The 18,733-nt window shown below is 29.2% G+C and carries 29 protein-coding genes and 2 pseudogenes; 26 read left to right on the top strand and 5 right to left on the bottom strand.

The annotated features are described in order from the left end of the window. The 24 genes from Q0649_RS17515 to Q0649_RS17400 all read left to right on the top strand — a co-directional run. A partial coding sequence (locus Q0649_RS17515; RefSeq protein WP_298845034.1) for a hypothetical protein occupies positions 1 to 257 on the top strand: 257 nt, incomplete at its 5' end. Positions 258 to 278: 21 nt separating this feature from the next. Beyond that, entirely contained in the window at positions 279 to 617 is a 339-nt protein-coding gene (locus Q0649_RS17510) for a hypothetical protein (RefSeq protein WP_298845031.1), read from the top strand. Continuing rightward, positions 604 to 771: a hypothetical protein gene (locus tag Q0649_RS17505; RefSeq protein ID WP_298845029.1), complete on the top strand. Its 168-nt coding sequence runs from the start codon at positions 604 to 606 to the stop codon at positions 769 to 771. The genes Q0649_RS17510 and Q0649_RS17505 overlap by 14 nt, the downstream gene beginning before the upstream one ends. A gap of 53 nt (positions 772 to 824) precedes the next feature. Next, a complete protein-coding gene (locus tag Q0649_RS17500) occupies positions 825 to 1,094 on the top strand; it encodes a hypothetical protein (protein WP_298845027.1) in 270 nt (89 codons plus the stop codon). A 174-nt stretch (positions 1,095 to 1,268) separates the two neighbouring features. Further along, positions 1,269 to 1,784 carry a hypothetical protein gene (locus tag Q0649_RS17495; RefSeq protein WP_298845024.1) on the top strand — a complete coding sequence of 172 codons (516 nt, stop codon included), beginning with the start codon at positions 1,269 to 1,271 and terminating at the stop codon, positions 1,782 to 1,784. Between the two features lie 133 nt (positions 1,785 to 1,917). After that, on the top strand, positions 1,918 to 2,166 hold the full coding sequence (locus Q0649_RS17490) for a YwqJ-related putative deaminase (protein WP_298845021.1): 249 nt from the start codon (positions 1,918 to 1,920) through the stop codon (positions 2,164 to 2,166). After that, positions 2,156 to 2,620 (top strand): toxin-antitoxin system YwqK family antitoxin, encoded by a 465-nt coding sequence (locus tag Q0649_RS17485; protein WP_298845018.1) that lies wholly within the window; start codon positions 2,156 to 2,158, stop codon positions 2,618 to 2,620. The genes Q0649_RS17490 and Q0649_RS17485 overlap by 11 nt, the downstream gene beginning before the upstream one ends. Position 2,621: 1 nt before the next feature. After that, a complete protein-coding gene (locus tag Q0649_RS17480; RefSeq protein WP_298845015.1) occupies positions 2,622 to 3,335 on the top strand; it encodes an endonuclease V in 714 nt (237 codons plus the stop codon). Positions 3,336 to 3,555: 220 nt separating this feature from the next. After that, positions 3,556 to 4,050 carry a hypothetical protein gene (locus Q0649_RS17475; RefSeq protein ID WP_298845012.1) on the top strand — a complete coding sequence of 165 codons (495 nt, stop codon included), beginning with the start codon at positions 3,556 to 3,558 and terminating at the stop codon, positions 4,048 to 4,050. A 168-nt stretch (positions 4,051 to 4,218) separates the two neighbouring features. After that, a complete protein-coding gene (locus tag Q0649_RS17470; protein WP_298845010.1) occupies positions 4,219 to 4,731 on the top strand; it encodes a hypothetical protein in 513 nt (170 codons plus the stop codon). Between the two features lie 9 nt (positions 4,732 to 4,740). Then, positions 4,741 to 4,944: a hypothetical protein gene (locus Q0649_RS17465; protein WP_216256026.1), complete on the top strand. Its 204-nt coding sequence runs from the start codon at positions 4,741 to 4,743 to the stop codon at positions 4,942 to 4,944. A gap of 331 nt (positions 4,945 to 5,275) precedes the next feature. After that, on the top strand, positions 5,276 to 5,431 hold the full coding sequence (locus Q0649_RS17460) for a hypothetical protein (protein WP_298845004.1): 156 nt from the start codon (positions 5,276 to 5,278) through the stop codon (positions 5,429 to 5,431). Positions 5,432 to 5,574: 143 nt separating this feature from the next. Continuing rightward, positions 5,575 to 5,901, top strand: a complete 327-nt coding sequence (locus Q0649_RS17455; protein WP_298845002.1) for a hypothetical protein — start codon at positions 5,575 to 5,577, stop codon at positions 5,899 to 5,901. Between the two features lie 11 nt (positions 5,902 to 5,912). After that, positions 5,913 to 6,284, top strand: a complete 372-nt coding sequence (locus Q0649_RS17450; protein WP_298845001.1) for a hypothetical protein — start codon at positions 5,913 to 5,915, stop codon at positions 6,282 to 6,284. A gap of 320 nt (positions 6,285 to 6,604) precedes the next feature. Then, positions 6,605 to 7,057 carry a hypothetical protein gene (locus Q0649_RS17445; protein WP_298844999.1) on the top strand — a complete coding sequence of 151 codons (453 nt, stop codon included), beginning with the start codon at positions 6,605 to 6,607 and terminating at the stop codon, positions 7,055 to 7,057. Next, positions 7,050 to 7,388 carry a hypothetical protein gene (locus tag Q0649_RS17440; RefSeq protein WP_298844996.1) on the top strand — a complete coding sequence of 113 codons (339 nt, stop codon included), beginning with the start codon at positions 7,050 to 7,052 and terminating at the stop codon, positions 7,386 to 7,388. The genes Q0649_RS17445 and Q0649_RS17440 overlap by 8 nt, the downstream gene beginning before the upstream one ends. Before the next feature lie 223 nt (positions 7,389 to 7,611). Then, positions 7,612 to 7,914 carry a hypothetical protein gene (locus Q0649_RS17435; protein ID WP_298844994.1) on the top strand — a complete coding sequence of 101 codons (303 nt, stop codon included), beginning with the start codon at positions 7,612 to 7,614 and terminating at the stop codon, positions 7,912 to 7,914. Between the two features lie 113 nt (positions 7,915 to 8,027). Beyond that, positions 8,028 to 8,162 (top strand): hypothetical protein, encoded by a 135-nt coding sequence (locus Q0649_RS17430; RefSeq protein WP_298844991.1) that lies wholly within the window; start codon positions 8,028 to 8,030, stop codon positions 8,160 to 8,162. A 58-nt stretch (positions 8,163 to 8,220) separates the two neighbouring features. Further along, on the top strand, positions 8,221 to 8,661 hold the full coding sequence (locus Q0649_RS17425) for a hypothetical protein (protein ID WP_298844988.1): 441 nt from the start codon (positions 8,221 to 8,223) through the stop codon (positions 8,659 to 8,661). A 477-nt stretch (positions 8,662 to 9,138) separates the two neighbouring features. Next, a complete protein-coding gene (locus tag Q0649_RS17420) occupies positions 9,139 to 9,495 on the top strand; it encodes a hypothetical protein (RefSeq protein ID WP_298844985.1) in 357 nt (118 codons plus the stop codon). 251 nt (positions 9,496 to 9,746) lie between these two features. Then, positions 9,747 to 10,019 (top strand): hypothetical protein, encoded by a 273-nt coding sequence (locus tag Q0649_RS17415; RefSeq protein ID WP_298844982.1) that lies wholly within the window; start codon positions 9,747 to 9,749, stop codon positions 10,017 to 10,019. Between the two features lie 51 nt (positions 10,020 to 10,070). Beyond that, positions 10,071 to 10,346: a hypothetical protein gene (locus Q0649_RS17410; protein WP_298844980.1), complete on the top strand. Its 276-nt coding sequence runs from the start codon at positions 10,071 to 10,073 to the stop codon at positions 10,344 to 10,346. Between the two features lie 33 nt (positions 10,347 to 10,379). Then, positions 10,380 to 10,664 (top strand): hypothetical protein, encoded by a 285-nt coding sequence (locus Q0649_RS17405; RefSeq protein WP_298844977.1) that lies wholly within the window; start codon positions 10,380 to 10,382, stop codon positions 10,662 to 10,664. A gap of 639 nt (positions 10,665 to 11,303) precedes the next feature. Next, the gene (locus tag Q0649_RS17400; protein ID WP_298844974.1) at positions 11,304 to 13,148 is read left to right on the top strand and encodes a metallophosphoesterase family protein; all 1,845 of its coding nucleotides are present in this window, start codon (positions 11,304 to 11,306) and stop codon (positions 13,146 to 13,148) included. 98 nt (positions 13,149 to 13,246) lie between these two features. Here Q0649_RS17400 and Q0649_RS17395 read toward each other — a convergent pair. The 4 genes and pseudogenes from Q0649_RS17395 to Q0649_RS17380 form a co-directional block, all read right to left on the bottom strand. Continuing rightward, a pseudogene (locus tag Q0649_RS17395) lies at positions 13,247 to 14,140 on the bottom strand (metallophosphoesterase). A 381-nt stretch (positions 14,141 to 14,521) separates the two neighbouring features. Beyond that, positions 14,522 to 15,496, bottom strand: a complete 975-nt coding sequence (locus Q0649_RS17390; protein ID WP_298844969.1) for an ABC transporter substrate-binding protein — start codon at positions 15,494 to 15,496, stop codon at positions 14,522 to 14,524. Between the two features lie 5 nt (positions 15,497 to 15,501). Next, entirely contained in the window at positions 15,502 to 16,251 is a 750-nt protein-coding gene (locus Q0649_RS17385) for an ABC transporter ATP-binding protein (protein ID WP_298844966.1), read from the bottom strand. Then, complete coding sequence (locus Q0649_RS17380) at positions 16,211 to 17,002, bottom strand: ABC transporter permease (RefSeq protein ID WP_298844963.1); 792 nt, start codon at positions 17,000 to 17,002, stop codon at positions 16,211 to 16,213. Before Q0649_RS17380 ends, Q0649_RS17385 begins: the two co-directional genes overlap by 41 nt. 405 nt (positions 17,003 to 17,407) lie before the next feature. Here Q0649_RS17380 and Q0649_RS17375 point away from each other — a divergent pair. Continuing rightward, positions 17,408 to 18,100, top strand: a pseudogene (locus tag Q0649_RS17375) (Wadjet anti-phage system protein JetD domain-containing protein); the annotation flags it as partial. 57 nt (positions 18,101 to 18,157) lie between these two features. Here the strand turns inward: Q0649_RS17375 and Q0649_RS23100 are convergent. Beyond that, positions 18,158 to 18,205, bottom strand: a complete 48-nt coding sequence (locus Q0649_RS23100; RefSeq protein WP_367179409.1) for a hypothetical protein — start codon at positions 18,203 to 18,205, stop codon at positions 18,158 to 18,160. Between the two features lie 130 nt (positions 18,206 to 18,335). Here Q0649_RS23100 and Q0649_RS17370 point away from each other — a divergent pair, with 130 nt between their 5' ends. Then, positions 18,336 to 18,716: a hypothetical protein gene (locus Q0649_RS17370; RefSeq protein WP_298844956.1), complete on the top strand. Its 381-nt coding sequence runs from the start codon at positions 18,336 to 18,338 to the stop codon at positions 18,714 to 18,716. The last annotated feature ends 17 nt before the right edge of the window (positions 18,717 to 18,733 follow it).

Below are 18,733 nucleotides of genomic sequence, written 5' to 3'. Positions count from 1 at the left end.
AAAGTATATCAAACCGTAGGTTAATTTACATTACGGTGCTTGTTCCATCGCTTACGAGTATTGTTGAGGAAGGTAAAGATTTTGCTTTAACAACAGTAGATTTAGGGAAAGGATTAGTTAATTTAGCAGGTGATGTACTAAAGAGTGGATATGGTATTGAAAAAGGTGCAGTAGTAGTTGTTGGTGCAGGTGCAGCAGTGAAATTAATGATGGAAACAGGAGATGCACCTGTTTGCTTAAAAAAGTGTATTACTTAAACTAAAGGATACGGTAAAACTGTGTCGTCAGTATTGAAAGATCCAGTTATACTCGCAGAAGGAATGGCACAAAGTGCATCAGATACTGTAGAAGAAAAAGGAATAGCATATTCTACTTCATATGTGCTTGGTGGAGTACTTTTAACTAAAGGACTTAGTAAAGCCAGTTCTGTTTCTAAGGCTGGGGAAGTTGTGGATGTTGAGAAAGTTGTTACAAAGGTAGATGAAGGTAAAGCTATATTTACATATAAGAATAATCCTATGGATAATCCTAAGGCGGCGAAAGATATAATAGAAAATCAAGATTCTGTATATGGCTTTTTACCAAATCCAGAGTCTAAGCGTATTGGATACTTATAAGAATTCATTAGGAATGACACCAAAAATGGCATTAGAAAAATATGGCTCATGGGATGCTGTAATTGAAAAGACAACAAGCACTAATCTTGGTATGGATGCTTGTTGTGGTTTGTATGATAAATATTATCATCTATATGATATTGAAACAAAATAAATATGTTGTTTTTTAAGAATAGTATACAAATACATTAATATGTGGAGGATAAAATGGAAAAAGTTAGATTGATAATTGATGAATTTGATGGTGAGAATGTAATTGTATATGTTGAAAAAGCAGGAAAAAATCTTTGGAAAGTATTGAGTTTGTATGATTTTGAAGAAGAAATGGATTATTGGGAAATAATAACTCAATTAAAAAATGTAAATGGTAAAAGAGGATTTATATTTAGTAAAAAAATAGATATGGAGTTATTAAAATCAGAAATATATAGATTTGTTTATGACCATAAACTCGATGAAAAAGATTTTGATTTATAGATTAAGTGTGTCTGGTGACTTTTGGGAATCATTGCTAGAATATGAATGAAACTAAGATATTTTTAAAAGAATACAAAAATAGAACAAGATATAAGGAATTTCTATTTTAAACTGGTACCTGTAGACTGGACACTTAAAAAAGTGGTACAGTGATTCAATAGGAGGTAATTTAAAGTGATAATAGAAGTTAAAGATTCAAAACTTGAGTATATGAGGCAAATTGAAGGGATGGGAGAAGACTTAGTATTATTTAAAATAAACGTTAATCCAAAATCAGTAGGACAAAATTATCATTATTATTTTGAAGATAAAATAAAGCCATCGCTAGATTTCGCAATTAATCCTAAAAATAAAATGATAGAATATGTAAGCTTTTTTGTACAGAATGAAAAAATAATAAAGAAAAGTTTAGATATAAATATCATACTAGAAAACCATAATATTCAAATAGACAGCCATGATTTTGATGAAAATCATACAGAAAAAACATGTAAAAGGATATTTAATATAAATTTATATAAAGACAATATATATGTTGTTGATAAAGGTAGCTATGGTGATTTAAATGGTTATGTAGTAAGTAGTGATACATATGTCTTTTTTGATAAAGATATGTTATTTCGGGGTCTATTACTAAAAAACATATCAGATAAAGAGATGAATGAAATGAGAAAATCATGTGTAATTTAATTACAACTATAAATACTTTTATGTAATAAATGAATAGTATTGAAATGGACTTAGTAAAGCTAGTTCTGTTTCTAAGGCTGGGGAAGCTGTTGATGTAAGTAGAATTGATTATTTAATAGGGAAATATGGTAAGTTGACATCAGAACAAATAAATAATAGGATTAACTTAAGAGTATATACACATGCTGAAGTATACGCTTTAAATGAGGCTTTGTTAGCAAGAAATTATGCAAGGTTATGTGATTTCATGGTACATGTAATAAGTGTTAGAAAAATTAGTAGAAAAATACCAGCGGGTGTTCCGATGGCGAAATGCCCACATTGTGAATATATAACAATAGGATCAAATTATTTCCCAGAGGTGTTAAAATATGGAAAATGATATATTAGATAAAAAATATGTAATTGAGAATGGAATTGATTTTGATAATCTATGGGGTGAATATTGTAGTGATAGAATTTTAGACAATCCTGCAGATGAGGGGGGGAACCCTTTTACTGGATTATCATATGAACTGTATAATAACGGACAATTAATATATTATTCATTTTATAGAGAGGGATTTCCAAATGGAGACTATGCTAACTTCTACAAAAATAATAATATAAAAAGTAGGCAATATATGGAGTATGGAAGAATAACAGGTAAAAAAGAAGTGTGGTTTGAAAATGGAAATTTAAAATCGGTTGGTGAGTATGAATTAAGTTTCTGTTTGAAATTAAAGGAATGGGATTGTGAAGGAAAATTAATTAAAGAACAGCTAGCTCCAACAGAAGAAGATATTAATAGTTTAAAAAGAGAAAGGGCTTGGAGTAAAAGGATCGGGAGACATTAAAATGAATATTAGAAATATACATAACTTTGAAGCAAAATCAGAAGAAGAGTTTTTATTTATTCAAAATAATTTAACAAACAAGATTAAGTTAGTGAATTCTTTTAAAGAAGAAGATGTTAATTTTTGTGCAGGAATAGATTTGGCTTATTGGGAAAAGGGAGAGGAACATTATGGCGTATGTTGTATTGTAGTAATTAATTACAAAACAAAAGAAGTAGCCGAAAAAGTGTATTGTTATGGTAAAATAACTACACCGTATGTAGCTGGATTTTTGGCTTTTAGAGAATTACCACTAATACTTGAAACTGTGAAAAAATCGATATTAGAACCAGATATATTTATATTTGATGGCAATGGATATTTACATTTTAATCACATGGGAATAGCTACACATGCATCCTTTTTCTTAAATAAACCTACAATAGGAGTGGCTAAAAGTTACTTGAAAGTTGATGGAGTAGATTTTAATATGCCTGAAGATGAGGAAGGATCATATAATGATATTATGATAAATGAAGAAATATATGGTAGAGTACTTAGAACCAGGAAGAATGTAAAACCTATATTTATATCGTGTGGTAACTACATTGATTTAGAGACCTGTACTCAGATAGTATCTAAATTAATAAATAAAGAGAGCAGGCTTCCAATTCCAGTTAGATTAGCTGATTTAGAAACACACATAATGAGAAATGAGTTAAAAGATTTAATTTAACTAATATGATTGTACTAATAAACCATTACTTAATAATTCTAAAAATGTAGTAAGCTATGACTTTAAGAGAAATTATATATATCATAATATGAATAGAGTCAATGTTTCTAATAGAGGGAACATTGACTCTATTCATATTATGCAAAAACATTGCGAGAAACGAGAATATTGTAAAAGGTACATAAATGAAATGTAAGATATTAAAGGATACGTTAAAACAGTGTCGTCAGTATTGAAAGATCCAGTTATACTTGCAGAAGGAATGGCACAAAGTGCATCAGATACTGTGGAGGAAAAAGGAATAGCAGATTTTACTTCATATGTGCTTGGAGGAGTGCTTTTAACTAAAGGTCTTAGTAAAGCCAGTTCTGGTTCTAAGGTTGGGGAAGTTGTAGATGTAGAGAAAGTTGTTACAAAGGTAGATGTAGCAGTAAATAATACTGCTACTGTTAAATATTATAGGGTTCAAGGTGGAACACCACCTAATGCAAGTAGAAGTAGGATTAGTATAGGTGATGAAGGTAAAATAAGTATACCAAATAAAACATCTAATTTAAATATAAGCACTGGAGATTTAGAACATGCACACCATTTTAAAAATTTTAGAGGCGAGGGTGCTGGAATAGTAGAATTTGAGGTGCCAAATTGGTTTGATGACTTTTTAAAGGAAAGTGCTATACCTCAGAAGGGATATAAGAATAATCCATTAAATTAAGGAAAAACAGTAACTAAAATTGTAGATCCTTCAACGCCTGGAACTTCGTATGAATTCCCATCTCCATGGGTTGAATGGATTGAGGAATACGGGACTAATGGAAAAACAACAAAATAGATATAATATTTATACTAACTATGTTATTTATTATAAAGCTTGGAGGAATATATGAAAAACAAACCAGAATATGCTGAAAATATAATTGTAGGGGTAAATTTTAATAGTGAATTTAACTGGTACGTCACAGATAAAGAATTATGGATATTAGATCAAGTAAAATGGATTAACGATTATAATGAAAATGGAATAAATTATGAGGTATTAGATGATTTTTTAGAACGATTTGATATGCCAATTGTTAGTGAAGAAAACGCGAATATATTTTTAAAATATATTGAGGACTATAAAACAAATTATGGTGAATTAATGGTTTTAGTTAAAAATAAAGATGTTGAAGAAACAATATTAGAACTTTCACCTTCATTATTCGTTGATTTTGATAAAAAGAGACTATATTCTTGCTATCCAGAACCACTTAGATTTGAAAAATATATATCAAAAGGATGGGTTGGTAAAATTGAGGATTTTACACGATATATCCCACGTAGCATGGTTTACTGGATAATAGATGGAGTAGATGTCATAAAACAAGTGTATAATAAAGAAGTAGAAAAATTTTAGGCGGAGCAAATGAGTGAAAATTATTTAACAATTCAAAGTGAAAAATTTCAAAAAGATGAAAATAGTGAACCAGTAGAAGGATTAACAATTATTATTGATGGTAAAGTCAAACAAGTATTTGATAAAATAAAATTAGAAAAAGGATATAACAGTTACTCTGAAATATTAAGAGATGCTATTTTTAATGGCATAAATACAATTATAAAAAAATAGAAAAATAGAAAAATAGAAAAATAGAAAAATAGAAAAATAGAACATTTAATCACCTAATTATAATATATTAGGTGATTTTTTGACTTTATAATATCATTAAGTAAATTATAAATATATATATTATAAAAAAGTAGATTCCTATGAGAATAAGGATGATGAATATAGTAATAAAGAAGGTAAGCTTTATTTTAAATACACGAATGCATAGGATAGCACCGTTGAATTAGTTAAGGATTTCGGTTTAATAGCAGTAGATTTAGGAGCAGAAGGAACGGCAAAAAGTACATCAGATACTGTAGAAGAAAAAGGTATTGCATATTCTACTCCATATGTGCTTGGGGGAGGTCTTTTAACTAAAGGACTTAGTAAAGAAAACTCGGTTTCTAAGGTTGGGGAAGTTGCAAGTAAAGGTGACGGGTTATATACTGAATATGGTCTAACAGAACAAAAAGTCAAGGCAATATTGAATACACTCTCAAGTAGGTAGGCTGACGGTGCTAGTGGCGTGGTCACAGCATTTGCTAAAAATGTTCTAGAAGAAATAAAGCTATATATAATGTTTTGGAAAACAGAGTTACATCATTTGGCAGGCAATACAAATGTAAAACATATTAATATAAGGTGGGTGAGATGAGAATGAATAAGTATGAAGAAAAATTTAAAGCTGGAACAAACGGAATGCACAATCTTGAGTATGAAGATATGAGTTGTTTAATTTCTTTACCAACTGCTGATGTACGTGATGAGGTATTATGGGTATCAATAGAAAAAGTACTAGATAAAACACAGAGTTTAGAGATTAAGTTGAGTAGGACACAACGGTATGAGATTATAAAAAGGGTTTCTGCTGCAATGAGACTAGAAGGTCATAAAGGGATATATACTAATGAATTTAAATTAGTAGAGGTAGATATAAAAAATATTGATTATTCAAGCGATATACTTGAAATAGAATAGGGGTGATACATATGGTTAAGATGGAAAATGGAATTAGTATAAAAATGGGTTGGAAATATTTAAGCTATATTAATGGTGATGAAAAAATTGTTTTTAACATTGAACCTATGGTTGGGGAAGCAGATATTATTTATACTCCAAATGATAAAATGTGGAAGGGATGTTCTGCAAAATGGGTAAGGCAAAATAGAGATAAAATTCTAAATGATATAAGGTCAATAGAGTGGAATAGAGATATAGCATTTAATGAATGTAGTATAGGGTTTAAATATATGCCAATTGATAAAACTGAGATTGAAGAGGGCACAATGGAATCAACAAAAGCAGCAAAGGAATTTCAATCTCTTTATTTGTTTGATCCAGATAAGAAAGTAGAAAAATAACAAGCTCATGAGCTATGGTGTACTTTAGAAAAGAGGTTTGCGAAAGGAGTAGAAGGAAAAGTAACTATATATGCAAATTCTATAATAGAAAATAGTGTATTTAATAAGATATCAATTGTAACATTACTAGAAAATGATAAAGTAATATTGAATATAGTGGGACAGTAAAAAAAAAAATGTAACTATTTTCTTAGTATGAAACTTATAAATAGCATGTATAAGTAATAAACAAATAAAATCACAAAATGCCTCTTGATGATTATGATAAGATTACAGAAAAAATAATTGAAATGGGTGGAAAGGGATATTAGGTGAATGCTGTGAATAGACTAGATTCAAAAATCCAAATAGATGGTTTAGATATAGATAATACAATCACTAAATCTGAATTTATATTATTATTTCGAAATAAATTAAGAAAATATACCGATAAAAGTAAAGTATTTAGATTTAAAAGTCCAGTGCAAATTGAAGGATTCAATAGTTGGATTATGGTAGCTTTTAATAATCTGGAAAGAATAAGTTCTATACAAATAAATGATGCAAATCCAGAACTAGTTAATAACTATGAAAATTGGTCTAATTATAAAGTGAAATTAATAAAAGAGAGTCAAGATAATTTTATGAAATCTATACTAGGTGAGCCAGATAATATAAGGCCGGGAGCTATAGAATATTTACTTGATTGGGCAAATATCGCTTCATATGAGGACCCGAGAAGTGGAGATTCTGCAATTAGTATAAGATTTAAAATAGGAGAAAATCATGTATAGTATAAAAGAAAATATCTTATTTAGTGATTCAATAAAATTAGAATTTAATTTTAATATAAGAAGTTTTATAGAATATTTTGATAAAGTAATAGTTCTTTTGAGTATTCCTTTTACAAAAGATGATATTAACAATATTTATTGTATAGATAAGTTTGGAAAAGTAGTATGGCAATCAGAAAATTTAAATTTGATTTATCCAAATCTGAAAAATCTTCCATATGAACAAATGGGTATAAAAGATAATATTTTGTATGCTTCTGATTTTTATAGTAGAAACTATTTGATTAATGTAGATACTGGTAAAATAGAAGGCTGTAATATAGTTAAATAACATCACCTTATATAAATGTATATTTATAAAAGAAATGAAAAACATGTATAAATGGTGGAATTTACTTGAAGAAATAAATGTTTGCTGAGAAACTCTAAAAATGAATCGAAAATGTTAATAACTATGTTTTTCAAGCATAAGGGGGGAAGATATCTGGCTTAACAGCAGTAGATTTAGGAAAAGGATTAGTTAATTTAGGAGCGGATGTATTAAATCATCTCATGTGGAGGAAAAAGTAATAGCATATTCTACTTCATATGTGATTGAAGGTAGTGCGGGGATAAATGAAGCTATACTTTTATTAGAAGAAGCAGAACAAATTTCTTTTAATGCTATAAAAGGACCTAATAATGCTGATGATGTTGTTTTGGGTAAATATGGTGATATCGGGGCAACTGCATATACCATTATGGCAGATAACATGGATGCACAATATTTTCAATTAGATAATGGTTATAAGTTGATGATGAAGGGGATATATGGCATGCAATCAGAAAATAACTTCTATGATAATATGATAATATGAGAGTAAGTATATGTAAAAGCTATTAGCTATTTAGCACCTAAAATTATGATTAATATATTTCAAAATAACATCTGAAAATCATTTGTTAGGCTTGGTAACTTGCACTTATAAAATTGGGAGACTTTCCTTCTGAAATGTCGTTAAAGGGTGGATATGGTCTAGGAAAAGGTGCAGTAGTTGCTGGCGTAGGTGTATCGGTGAAATTAATGATGGAAACAGAAGATGCACCTGATTGTTTGAAAAAGTAAAGGATATGTTTTTGATTCAGCTACGAAACTTATGATACCTACGAAGGGAATTAAGTAAATGATGAATTATAAAGATGAAGTAGAAAAGATTTTTAATGATATTATAAAAGATTACAACTATCAAGTTAAAAGTATTAAAAATGATAAAATTGCATTAGTAAATTCCAAGTGCGCGATTGTATTTTCTATATCTAGGGAAGGCATAGATATAGAATATATATGCAAAATAAATACGGATATATTTTCATATTGGATGACAAATTTTATTTGCAGCAGATTTACGGATAAAGATAGAAGCCAGTATGGAGAAACAAATGGTTTTATTAGTAAAATTGAATCAGAATTCAGAGCTATTTCTTCGGGACTATTAAATAATTGGAAAGATTTATTAAGTGGAGATAAACAATGGATAGACCAGTATACTGTTGATAGATTCGGAGGAAAGCCGGACAAAGTCGAAGAAAACATAAAACGTGTATTAGATGGATATCTTATATAATAATTATATATTAGCAACAGCGCTTGTCCGTTTCACTTCCAAACGCGGAAGGGGTTAACCACTTGGGCGAATATGAAAGAAAAATAAGAATAAAGAAGGAGAGAATCGTCAGAAATGATGGTTTTCTTTTTCTGTCTAATACAAAAGAATTCTTATATCCTTTACCAAATCATTTTTCCATCCATTACAACAACTCATTAGATTTGTTTATTTAAGATTAGTTAAATTACTATTTAAAGAGTTTAAATATGCTGACCAAAGTGGTAAGATTTGTTTAACCGTAGGATTAAATTTGATGTTACTTCAAAAGCTTGGTGAATGGACTATGACATTTTATTATAGATGGTTATAAAGTTCCTAGTTAAATGAAAATAGGTCCTTAAGAAGGGGGCTATGGTTGACAGCTAATTGAGGTTGACCAACAATGCATTCATGTGATATAAATATGTCTAATCTATGAGCTATAATTACAAATTCATGGATAGAAGTTACTTCAATGAAATTTATGGAATAAAAGTGAGTAAAATGGAAGTTATAACAACGCAAGAGCATAAAGAATTAATATATACATTAAAAGAATTAGAAGACACAGTTAATGAAATGATTAAAGTTTCTAAGGAGCAAATACTTATTTGGCACATGGAAGAAATAGTAGATTGGCTAGAATTTCTCGTAAATCATACGGATAAGGATGAATTACAGTCATTGAAAAAGGAAATAGCTGATAGATTTTTCTATAAGTATGACGTAAGTATTGAACCAAAAAATTTAGATGAAAAAAGATTGAATTTATTTAGAAAGATTATGATTGATTTTAATAATGTGCTAAGATAAATATTTTCTATTGGTCCTATTTTTAGTTTGTAGATTTAGTACATGGCAGCATCAAAAAAAATTGAAGTAAGGAGAAAAATATGGAGTTAGAATATAGTAACTCAAAAGTTTCGTGGTGTTATAATGGAGAGAATATTGAATATTGTATAAATGGAATAGAATTACAAGTCATAATGAAATATTAAAAGAAAAATAATGTAGTAGGGTCTAAAAACTACATATAGTAGTTGCGTTAGGAGGGGGGATAAAAGTTGTTAACAACAGATTTAATAATAAAATTAAATGATGCTTCAAAATATTTAGATAACAACAATAAGACAATCGAAGCTAATGAGTTAAGAGGGTTAACAAAACAACTCCAAGATGTAAATATGAGTAAAGAAAAATCACAAGAAATAAAGCAAAACATTTTAAATAGATGTGACGTTAGGTGGCTTGGTGAAATATATATTAAAGAAGTGAAAAGCATGTATGATTGGTGGAATTTGTTGGGAGAAATAAAAGAACTTGCTGAGAAACTCTAAAAATTGGGATTAAGGACATAGGAGTTGTACCATCTAAATGGGAGGGTTAGTATGACTAATAAAGATAAATTGTGTGAACAGTTAAAAGTAGTTCTAAAATTAATTGACGAAAAATATAAAGAAGATCAAAGAAAGGGAGTAATGGAATTAATATATATAAGATATTCAAATGCATTGCAATTGATTAGAAATAATGAAATTAACAAAGAAAAATTATATATATCAGGTGGTGTACGAGCATACCTTGATAGCTATAGTGATTATAATAATCCATTATTAGATGAAATGGACAAAGCAGAAAAGTTAGTAGGAGAATTGTTAAAATAGAGAGTAAATGAATAAAGAAAGTTGGTAATAAGGATGGCAATAAGTCCAAAATTAAAGTTTGAAGAACAATGCCAGTTAGTAATTGACAACTTAGAAAAAAAATATTCGAAAGAACTCAAATACAATGGTGCAATAAAAACTATTCATAGCAAATTTATAAATGCAATTGGTAAGGCTAAACTAGAGGAGAATTTGGATAATATCTCTTTTATAGGATGCGTAAGGATGTTTGTTGATGATACTACAGATTATTCGAGTCCTATAATTAAAGAAATAGAGAAAGCGGAAGCGATGCTTGATAAAATGAAAATATATTAATTATTAATAGCATTGAGGTTAAGTTGGAATGATACAAAGTCACTAATGAAACCCAAAACTCTCATTTAGTAATATTATTTGAATAACTGGATTATTAATTCATTGGGATAATATATTAAGAGTGGGATGACAACGCCGATTTACTTGATTTTTGGGCTGATATTGATGAACAGTTGAAGCTGAGAATACCTAATAAGTATTTAATCGCAAAGGGTTGGAAATAGAAGGCTATGATTGACATAGAAAACAAAAGCACTTAGAGTAAGGTTTCAAAATAAATAGAATGAGTTATAGTGAATTGAAGAGATGAGAGACAGAAAAAACAATAGAAACAAAAGCCTTGGCAGTAGCCAGGGGAGGAACTACTGAAAATTATAGAAGTATATATTTTCGATAGTTTTTTTGTCGTTAAAGTAAAAGGAATAATTATTGAGGGAGGGACATTAACAAATTGAGAACATAAAAATATTTTCTGATTTTATCATAGGATTAACAATAAGATAACAAAAGAATAACACGGTTATAATCGTATTAAAGTACAATGAAGTTAACTTGTATAATATGGATTTATTTTGATTGATTTCCATGTTAAAGTTATTATTCTTAATTAATTGATTTATAAAGAAAGAGGAGGAACATATGAAAAGTAAATTTTTAATCTTATCTGTTTCATTAGCAATAGCTGCAACACTGATAGCTTCAACTTCTCATATTACTATGGCTTCTGCAGTTTCTTATAATGGAACTTCAATTGATGCAAATTTAAATGCAACTGCAACACCAGAACATATTACTCTTAGCTGGACAGGTAATCCAACAACAACTCAAACTATCACTTGGCGAACAATATCAACAGATACTAAGGGTGAAGTGCAATACAGAGTTAAAGGCACAACTGCGTGGATTTCTAGCACTGATGTTTTACCAAAACTATTAACATCAGGTACTGGTGATGCAAACATAACTACTGGTATAGAAAATATCTTTTCAACAACACTAAATGGACTTACTCCAGGTACAATTTATGAATATCAAGTAATTGGAGTAGATGCATTATCTAAACAGAATACTAGCAGTTTAAGCTCTTTTACAACCGAAAAAAGCAATAATACTAAAACTAAAGTGATTGTATTTGGAGATTCACAAAGTGGAATTCCAAATACTCCAGAATATACTCCTTGGAACAATACAATACAAGAAGCATATAGACAAAATAAAGATGCTAATTTTATCGTAAATATGGGTGACTTTGTTGAAATTGGACAAAACTATCAACATTGGAATAACTGGTTTTCGGCAGCTAAGGGTGTAATTGACAAGATACCTGAAATGCCTGTACAAGGAAATCACGAAACATATCAAAATAACAATTTTGTTTCCTCATCTCCACAAAATTTTACAAGTCAATTTTCGGTTCCACAAAATGGCCCTTATGGTCATATTGGACAAACATATTCCTATGACTATGGAAATGTACATTTTGCTGTATTAGATAGTCAGGAAGATGAAGAAGCACCAGGAAATGATTCTTTTCTTAAACAACAGGCAGCCTGGCTTAACAATGATTTAACTAATAATAAACAAAAATGGACAATAGTAATGTTCCATAAGACTCCATATTATAATAAAGCAACTAGAAATAACCCTGCTGTAAAAGATATTTTTACACCTGTAATAGAGAAACATCATGTTGATGTAGTATTTAATGGTCATGATCATGGTGTTTCGAGAACCTATCCAATTAATGAAAATAACTATTATACGGATTACTCAAAAGGAACGGTTTATTATGTAACAGGAAGAAGTGGAAATAAGTACTATACAGATCTTAATAAGAAAGTATGGGATGCAGTCTTTAATGATTGTCAGGATAGTCCCTCTTATGAAGTTGTTTCAGTTGTAAAAGGAAAGCTTAATATTTCTGCATTTAAATATAATATAATTGATACAAGCGTATCTAATTTAAACAATAAAATTTATAATACTCCAATTAAAATAGACGATTTCACTATAGATAAAGATAATCCAGCAAAAAGCACACATTTAAAGGTAACTAAAAGTTCACACACACAGCTTACAATTGCTGGCACTATACAAAAAGGAAATAATATTTTTGTTTCAAAGAAGAAGGCATATGTAGATCCAACTTTAATAGCTAAGTATTACAAAGGGACTTATGATGTTAAGTCATTAACTTTAACAGTTAATAAACTATTATATAAATTTAAACAAACTGATCTATTAAATGGTAAAAGTTCAAAGGTAAATGTTGATGCATTATTTAAGCAAGGAATAGATGTAAAATATAACACTGCATTAAACAGTATACTTGTTGATTTTACTGGAAGAATTACGCCAAAGATGATTGCGACATTTAAAGGTTTTACCTTCGGCAATCTGAAACCAACTAGTCCAGTGGTAATACACAAAAATCAGTATGGCGTAGTAACAGAAAATAGGTATGTAAAAATAACTGCTAAATAATTATAAATCTAATATAAAGTAGGTCCACACAATATACGTTACATTGAACACAACAAAAGAACTAGCTGAGCTAGTTCTTTTGTAATTAACCGTAGGCTTTAAAAATTAAAGTAATCATTTAGTTTATTTGGACCTGCCAGTACTGCCTTGTCTATGAACAAAGTTCCATCCTCCCTTGTGTTAATATACCATTTCACAAGTTGTATTTGACCAGAATCAATTTCTATAGCTGTAATTCACCTGGGATGAACACAACTTCCATCATTAAAATATGGAGGATCACCTACTTCAGGAAACATAGGTCTATGAGTGTGTCCTGCAATTAGCATCTGCTTTTTTTCAATTGACCATTCAATAAGCTTTTTTTCTATTGCTTGCTTTTTATGATAATTTTCAGCTGTTCTGGTTGGATCATTTACTCCAAAAAAATTAAGAGGTTTCCATAAATATCTCACTAAAAATCTGGTTAATCTCCACATCTTATAATTTATAAAATCGACTTGATGTCCGTGTATTAGAAATATTTTATTCTTAGTAACTGCATGCCTTAAGATTAATCCCTTATGAAGCTTAATGTTTTTAAATAATGGAATATATTTTTTATTTGGCTCATCAAAATAACTGTATAAATTATCTTTTACAAACATATCGTTTCCTTTTACTATATCATGGTTTCCAAAAATAAGTTTGAGCCTATCTTTATTATAGAATTTTGACAAAAGCCAGAAAACATCACGGTGTTCCAGCTTTATTTCGGATAGTCGTTTATTTTCCCAAAGTTCATCTCCATCCCCAAGCTCTATATAAGTGTAATCGTTATAATAATAATGAGTTAAGGCACCAAAATAAACATTCTGATTTTTTGAAAAATCATCTGACCAGTTTCCGTCACCCCTATGGCAATCGCTCATCAAAACAATCTTTGAGGAATCATCAAATGGAATTTCTTCTGCTGATTCAAAGACTTTTGATATACGCTTTATTGTGCTCATTATTACCTCCTTCTAAGGCAATAAACTTTATATATTATAAATATATTCTTTAAATAACGTTTACTCATCATTGATACACTACATGAGTTAATCAATGAAAACATAGAAACTTACCTCAAATATATTGTTTATTTCATAGTATTATTTGGTTAGTGATTGTGTTAACTAATTTTAAGGATGAAACATTTTTAAATGAAGAATAAAAGGAGAATGAAAAAGAGAAATAAGAGTGTGAATTTCACTGCAAAGGAGAGTTTTCAAAGTTTCATAAAGGCAGACCCAATGCTGAAGATTTGAAACTAGCAAAAGAGTTTGCAAGAGAGATTATAAATGAGTTATATAAAAAAGTCGACTGAGATTTTATCTCAGTCGACTCTTTTATTATTTTAAATTAACTATTAAACTTTTTATATCTATTGTCTTGGTTAACATACCATTTTCCTTTAAAAAATCTTGAGTTTTTGTAAGTTCAGATATATCCTTTTGTGTTATTTTAGGATTGAAGTCATATAGACTGTACATACTTTTAACTTGAGGTAATGTAAGTTTTGTCTCACTAGCAGTTATTTTATAGGTTTCATCTTTATTATCATTCATGTATTGTAGGCTTTTTTGATGAACTGCTAGGTATTTTTTTGCTATATCCGGATATTTCTCTAAGAATTTCCCATCTGCGGCAATTACAATAGTCGCATCGAGTATTCCGTCTCCTGTTGTTAATATCCGTGCTCCATTTTTTTGCGCACTTGCAACTGACGGCCCAGCAACAAGTGCTGCATCTACTTTCCCAGATAAAAGAGCGGAGACACCATTTGGTATTGTCATATTACTAAATTGTACATCATCCGCTTTTAAATTTTCTTTTACTAGTGCTCCAAGAAGTAACTGATGAAGTATTGTCCCTTTAGGACCAACTACCTTTTTCCCATTAAGATCTTTTATAGTTTTTATAGTAGAATCCTTTACCATTATTGTAAATGCCTTTGGAGCCCTACTATAAATGCCAATTATTTTAATGTTAACTCCATTTGCGGCTGCAAGGATAACTGAGGTTGCTCCAATTGCATTACAAAATTGAAGAGAACCTGCCGCAACAGCTTCTGTCATTTTTGAACCTTCTGTTATTTCTGGATATTTAATTTTAATATCATCTTTAGAAAATTCACTTTCAAACAATTGCTTCTTTTTTTCAATTATAGAAGGTACATTTAAAGGCGATTTAACATATGAAATGTTAATAACTTTAGGATTTTCAACTTTAGTAGCTGCAACCTCTTGTTTTTGTGCACAACCCGCTAGTGACGTTGCAACAATTATGGTACTTACAATAATGCTTATTCTTTTAATAAAATTCATTTTAATCACCTTTCACTTTTCATTAATGTGTTAAGTGTAGCTAAAACTTCTTTTTTATAATTAAGAAATTCTAAGCTACCGGTATCTCTGTAATAATCAAGTTCAATAGGTATTTCTTTTATTATTCTACCTGTGTCCATTACAACAATCTTTTGGCCTAAATAAATAGCTTCTTCAATGTCATGAGTTACAAATATGATTGTTTTACCACTTTTTAAAAATATACTTATCAATTCATTTTGAAGTTTTTTTCTGTTAAATGCGTCTAGTGCTCCTAGCGGTTCATCCATAAGTATTATTTGAGGTTCATAACATAAAGTTCTTCCAAGTGAAGTTCTTTGGGCCATTCCACCTGATATTTGTGATGGATAAGCTTTTCTAAAATTATATAGACCTAATAATTTTAAATAGTAAGTTACTTTTTCATTAACATATTTTTTATCCTTGCAATTAACAAGAGAAAGAGCCATATTTTCTTCCACAGTAAGCCATTGCATAAGTCTAGGTTCTTGAAACACAATAGCTATTTTATTGTTTTCTTTTTCTCTCAAATCAGTTAGCTCAGCAGTACCCTGCGTTATGCTCAAAAGACCACAAAGTAATTTCAATAAAGTTGTTTTTCCACATCCGCTTTTACCAACTATTGTAACAAAACTTCCACTTGTAACAGTTAAATTAACATTTTTTAAAGCGTGTACTTTTTCATTTTCAATTTTAAATGCCTTGGACAGATTTTTTATTATTAGACCTGCCATATTTTTTTCCCTTCCCATTTTGATTCATTAAATTTCTCGATATTTTAATAAAACAGTAATCAATAAAATACCCTAAAATACCTATTGACAGTATTCCAACAATGACAATATCTGGCCTTGAAAGTTGCTCCGCGTCTATTATCATGTATCCAATACCTGATGATGCAGCTATAAGTTCAGCTCCCATTAATGATCTCCAGCTGTATCCAAGCCCAAGTTGAATACCTGTCATAATTGAGGGTATTGCCTGTGGAAATATTATCTTTAGAAATAAATCCTTTTTACTAAAGTGAAATATTTCCCCAACCTCAAGAAGCTTTTTATCATAATTTGTAACACCATTTAAGGTATTTGAAAAAACCGGGAAAAAGGTTGCTAAAAAAATAACTACAAGTTTTGAGGACTCACCAATACCTAACCATAATATTAATATAGGAATCATAGCTATAGGTGGAATATGTCTCATAAATTCCAAAAATGGATTTATATAAGGCATTGCTTTGGGCTTATTTCCAAGGAATACTGCAAGTGGAAAAGCAACAACAAAGGTTATTGTAAACCCAACAATAACTCTTAAAAAACTTACCATCAGGTTTTTTAAAAGTTGCCCGGATATTAACATCTCATAGGTCGTAGCTAAAATTGTTTTAGGAGATGGGACTATATAATTATTAACAATATGCAGCTTGTCTATAATAATCCATATAAGTATAATCATTAACGGTAAAATTAATCCTTTTAATTTTCGCATATACTCCCTTTCATTGTTGCTCTAATATACAAATAAAAAAAGCTCACCAAAAGGAAAGCTTAATATCTTCTTTCCTTTCAGATCAGAACAAATCTTTTCTGTTAGGTATATTCTATTGTTTTATAATCCATAGTTTTCAAAACAAAATTTGTATGCACTCATATTTTACCATACTTAGATGATATTGAAAATATCAAAGTAAAGTATAGTAGATATTTTATCTTTCTTATTATGCTGGTGTTATTAATAAATAGTTATTATTTTGAAATAAATATGATATGATGTTTATATTACTTAAGAAATTGGGGGTGGAGAATAATAAAAACAATACAAGATTTCAACAAAAAAATATTGAAACTAAATGACATACAAGAATACTTTAAACTTTATGATTACAAGGATTTAATGAATTTTATAAGTGTGGAAAAGCAACAAGGAAGGATTTCAGAGGTGAAGAGCAGTAAGACAAATGGTATGAATCCTCCTCTTTATAATAAATATAAGCTTTTACCTTTAAAAGAGGACAATAAAAATTATATTGAGGAAATAAACTATTTACTGTATTTTTCATTTAGTAAAAATTACTATTTAAATAATATAAATAAATATAAAGAAGATAGAACATATATAAATGACCTTACTAGTTATTTTAGAGAAAACAAATTAAAGCTAGAAATTCCAATGTCTATTAATGAGAGAAGTTATGATATTTGGGGTGAAGAAAAGTTTCTAAAAGATGGTGGTGGTAAAAGTATATTAAAAAATTTGGGTATAATTATAGAAGAACTTAATATTTATAGAACTCCAGAGCCCTTTGTTTACTTTTCTTCTAATAAATCTATTCATCAAAGAGTTTTGATTTTGGAAAATAAGGACACCTGGTATACTTTAAGAAAACTTATGCTAGAGGGTGAAAATATGTTTATAGGAGAAAAAATTGACACCATAATCTATGGTGCTGGTAAGGGTATAGAAAAATCGCTAGAGGATTTTGAGACTACGGTCCCGGAATATCTTAGAATCCCAATAGAACTTTTATATTGGGGGGATATAGATTATGAAGGAATAGGAATATATGAAAGAGTAAAGGAAAGATATAGTGATCTGCTTAATATAAAATTATTCAAGGAAGCTTATAGTTTAATGCTAAAGTTATCAAAGAATAAGACATTGGCAGTGACTAAGGATAAACAAAATAAAAATATAAAAGATGAGTTTTTTAATGAGTTAACATCTGAGAATATTGAAGAAATAAATCACATTTTAAGTAAGAAATTATACATACCGCAGGAGATAGTTAACTATGAGATTTTGAAGGGTGGGAATAGATAATTTGTTTGATTTTTTAAGGAACTTTGAAAAAAGAATGGAAAAGCTATCATATTCTTTCCTTATTGATTATGTAATAGCTACTAAAAATTTATTAAATAGTTATGGTTTTGATGATATTCAAGGTATTAATCTTGTATATACACTTATGTGTTTTGTGCTTGATAAGTCATTAAAGGACGAAGAATGTACCTTAGAGCATATGAGTAGTTTCTTAGATGATATAATTTCAAGATATTATTCACAAACTTTAGATGAGCAGCAAACTCACGAAATTACAAGGTTTATAGTTTACAAGGTACTGAGAAACGATGGTAAACCATTTGCCTTTGATACCTATAATTATAGTTACTACACAGGCATTCCCAATATGAAATGCCTGTGATAATATAAAACCATATT

The sequence above is a fragment of the uncultured Clostridium sp. genome, from assembly GCF_937920395.1.
Taxonomy (GTDB): Bacteria; Bacillota; Clostridia; order Clostridiales; family Clostridiaceae; genus Clostridium_AD.
Note: the sequence above shows the minus strand (reverse complement) of the source record. Positions and strands in the feature narration are given on the sequence as shown.

Excerpts from the sequence above, each read along its gene's own strand:
- Q0649_RS17405 (WP_298844977.1), top strand. The coding sequence starts at position 10,380 with ATGGCAATAAGTCCAAAATTAAAGTTTGAAGAACAATGCCAGTTAGTA.
- Q0649_RS17455 (WP_298845002.1), top strand. The coding sequence starts at position 5,575 with ATGAGAATGAATAAGTATGAAGAAAAATTTAAAGCTGGAACAAACGGA.
- Q0649_RS17440 (WP_298844996.1), top strand. The coding sequence starts at position 7,050 with ATGTATAGTATAAAAGAAAATATCTTATTTAGTGATTCAATAAAATTA.
- Q0649_RS17380 (WP_298844963.1), bottom strand. The coding sequence starts at position 17,002 with ATGCGAAAATTAAAAGGATTAATTTTACCGTTAATGATTATACTTATA.
- Q0649_RS17425 (WP_298844988.1), top strand. The coding sequence starts at position 8,221 with ATGATGAATTATAAAGATGAAGTAGAAAAGATTTTTAATGATATTATA.
- Q0649_RS17480 (WP_298845015.1), top strand. The coding sequence starts at position 2,622 with ATGAATATTAGAAATATACATAACTTTGAAGCAAAATCAGAAGAAGAG.
- Q0649_RS17500 (WP_298845027.1), top strand. The coding sequence starts at position 825 with ATGGAAAAAGTTAGATTGATAATTGATGAATTTGATGGTGAGAATGTA.
- Q0649_RS17470 (WP_298845010.1), top strand. The coding sequence starts at position 4,219 with ATGAAAAACAAACCAGAATATGCTGAAAATATAATTGTAGGGGTAAAT.
- Q0649_RS17485 (WP_298845018.1), top strand. The coding sequence starts at position 2,156 with ATGGAAAATGATATATTAGATAAAAAATATGTAATTGAGAATGGAATT.
- Q0649_RS17390 (WP_298844969.1), bottom strand. The coding sequence starts at position 15,496 with ATGAATTTTATTAAAAGAATAAGCATTATTGTAAGTACCATAATTGTT.
- Q0649_RS17465 (WP_216256026.1), top strand. The coding sequence starts at position 4,741 with ATGAGTGAAAATTATTTAACAATTCAAAGTGAAAAATTTCAAAAAGAT.
- Q0649_RS17410 (WP_298844980.1), top strand. The coding sequence starts at position 10,071 with ATGACTAATAAAGATAAATTGTGTGAACAGTTAAAAGTAGTTCTAAAA.
- Q0649_RS17420 (WP_298844985.1), top strand. The coding sequence starts at position 9,139 with ATGGATAGAAGTTACTTCAATGAAATTTATGGAATAAAAGTGAGTAAA.
- Q0649_RS17400 (WP_298844974.1), top strand. The coding sequence starts at position 11,304 with ATGAAAAGTAAATTTTTAATCTTATCTGTTTCATTAGCAATAGCTGCA.
- Q0649_RS17385 (WP_298844966.1), bottom strand. The coding sequence starts at position 16,251 with ATGGCAGGTCTAATAATAAAAAATCTGTCCAAGGCATTTAAAATTGAA.
- Q0649_RS17450 (WP_298845001.1), top strand. The coding sequence starts at position 5,913 with ATGGTTAAGATGGAAAATGGAATTAGTATAAAAATGGGTTGGAAATAT.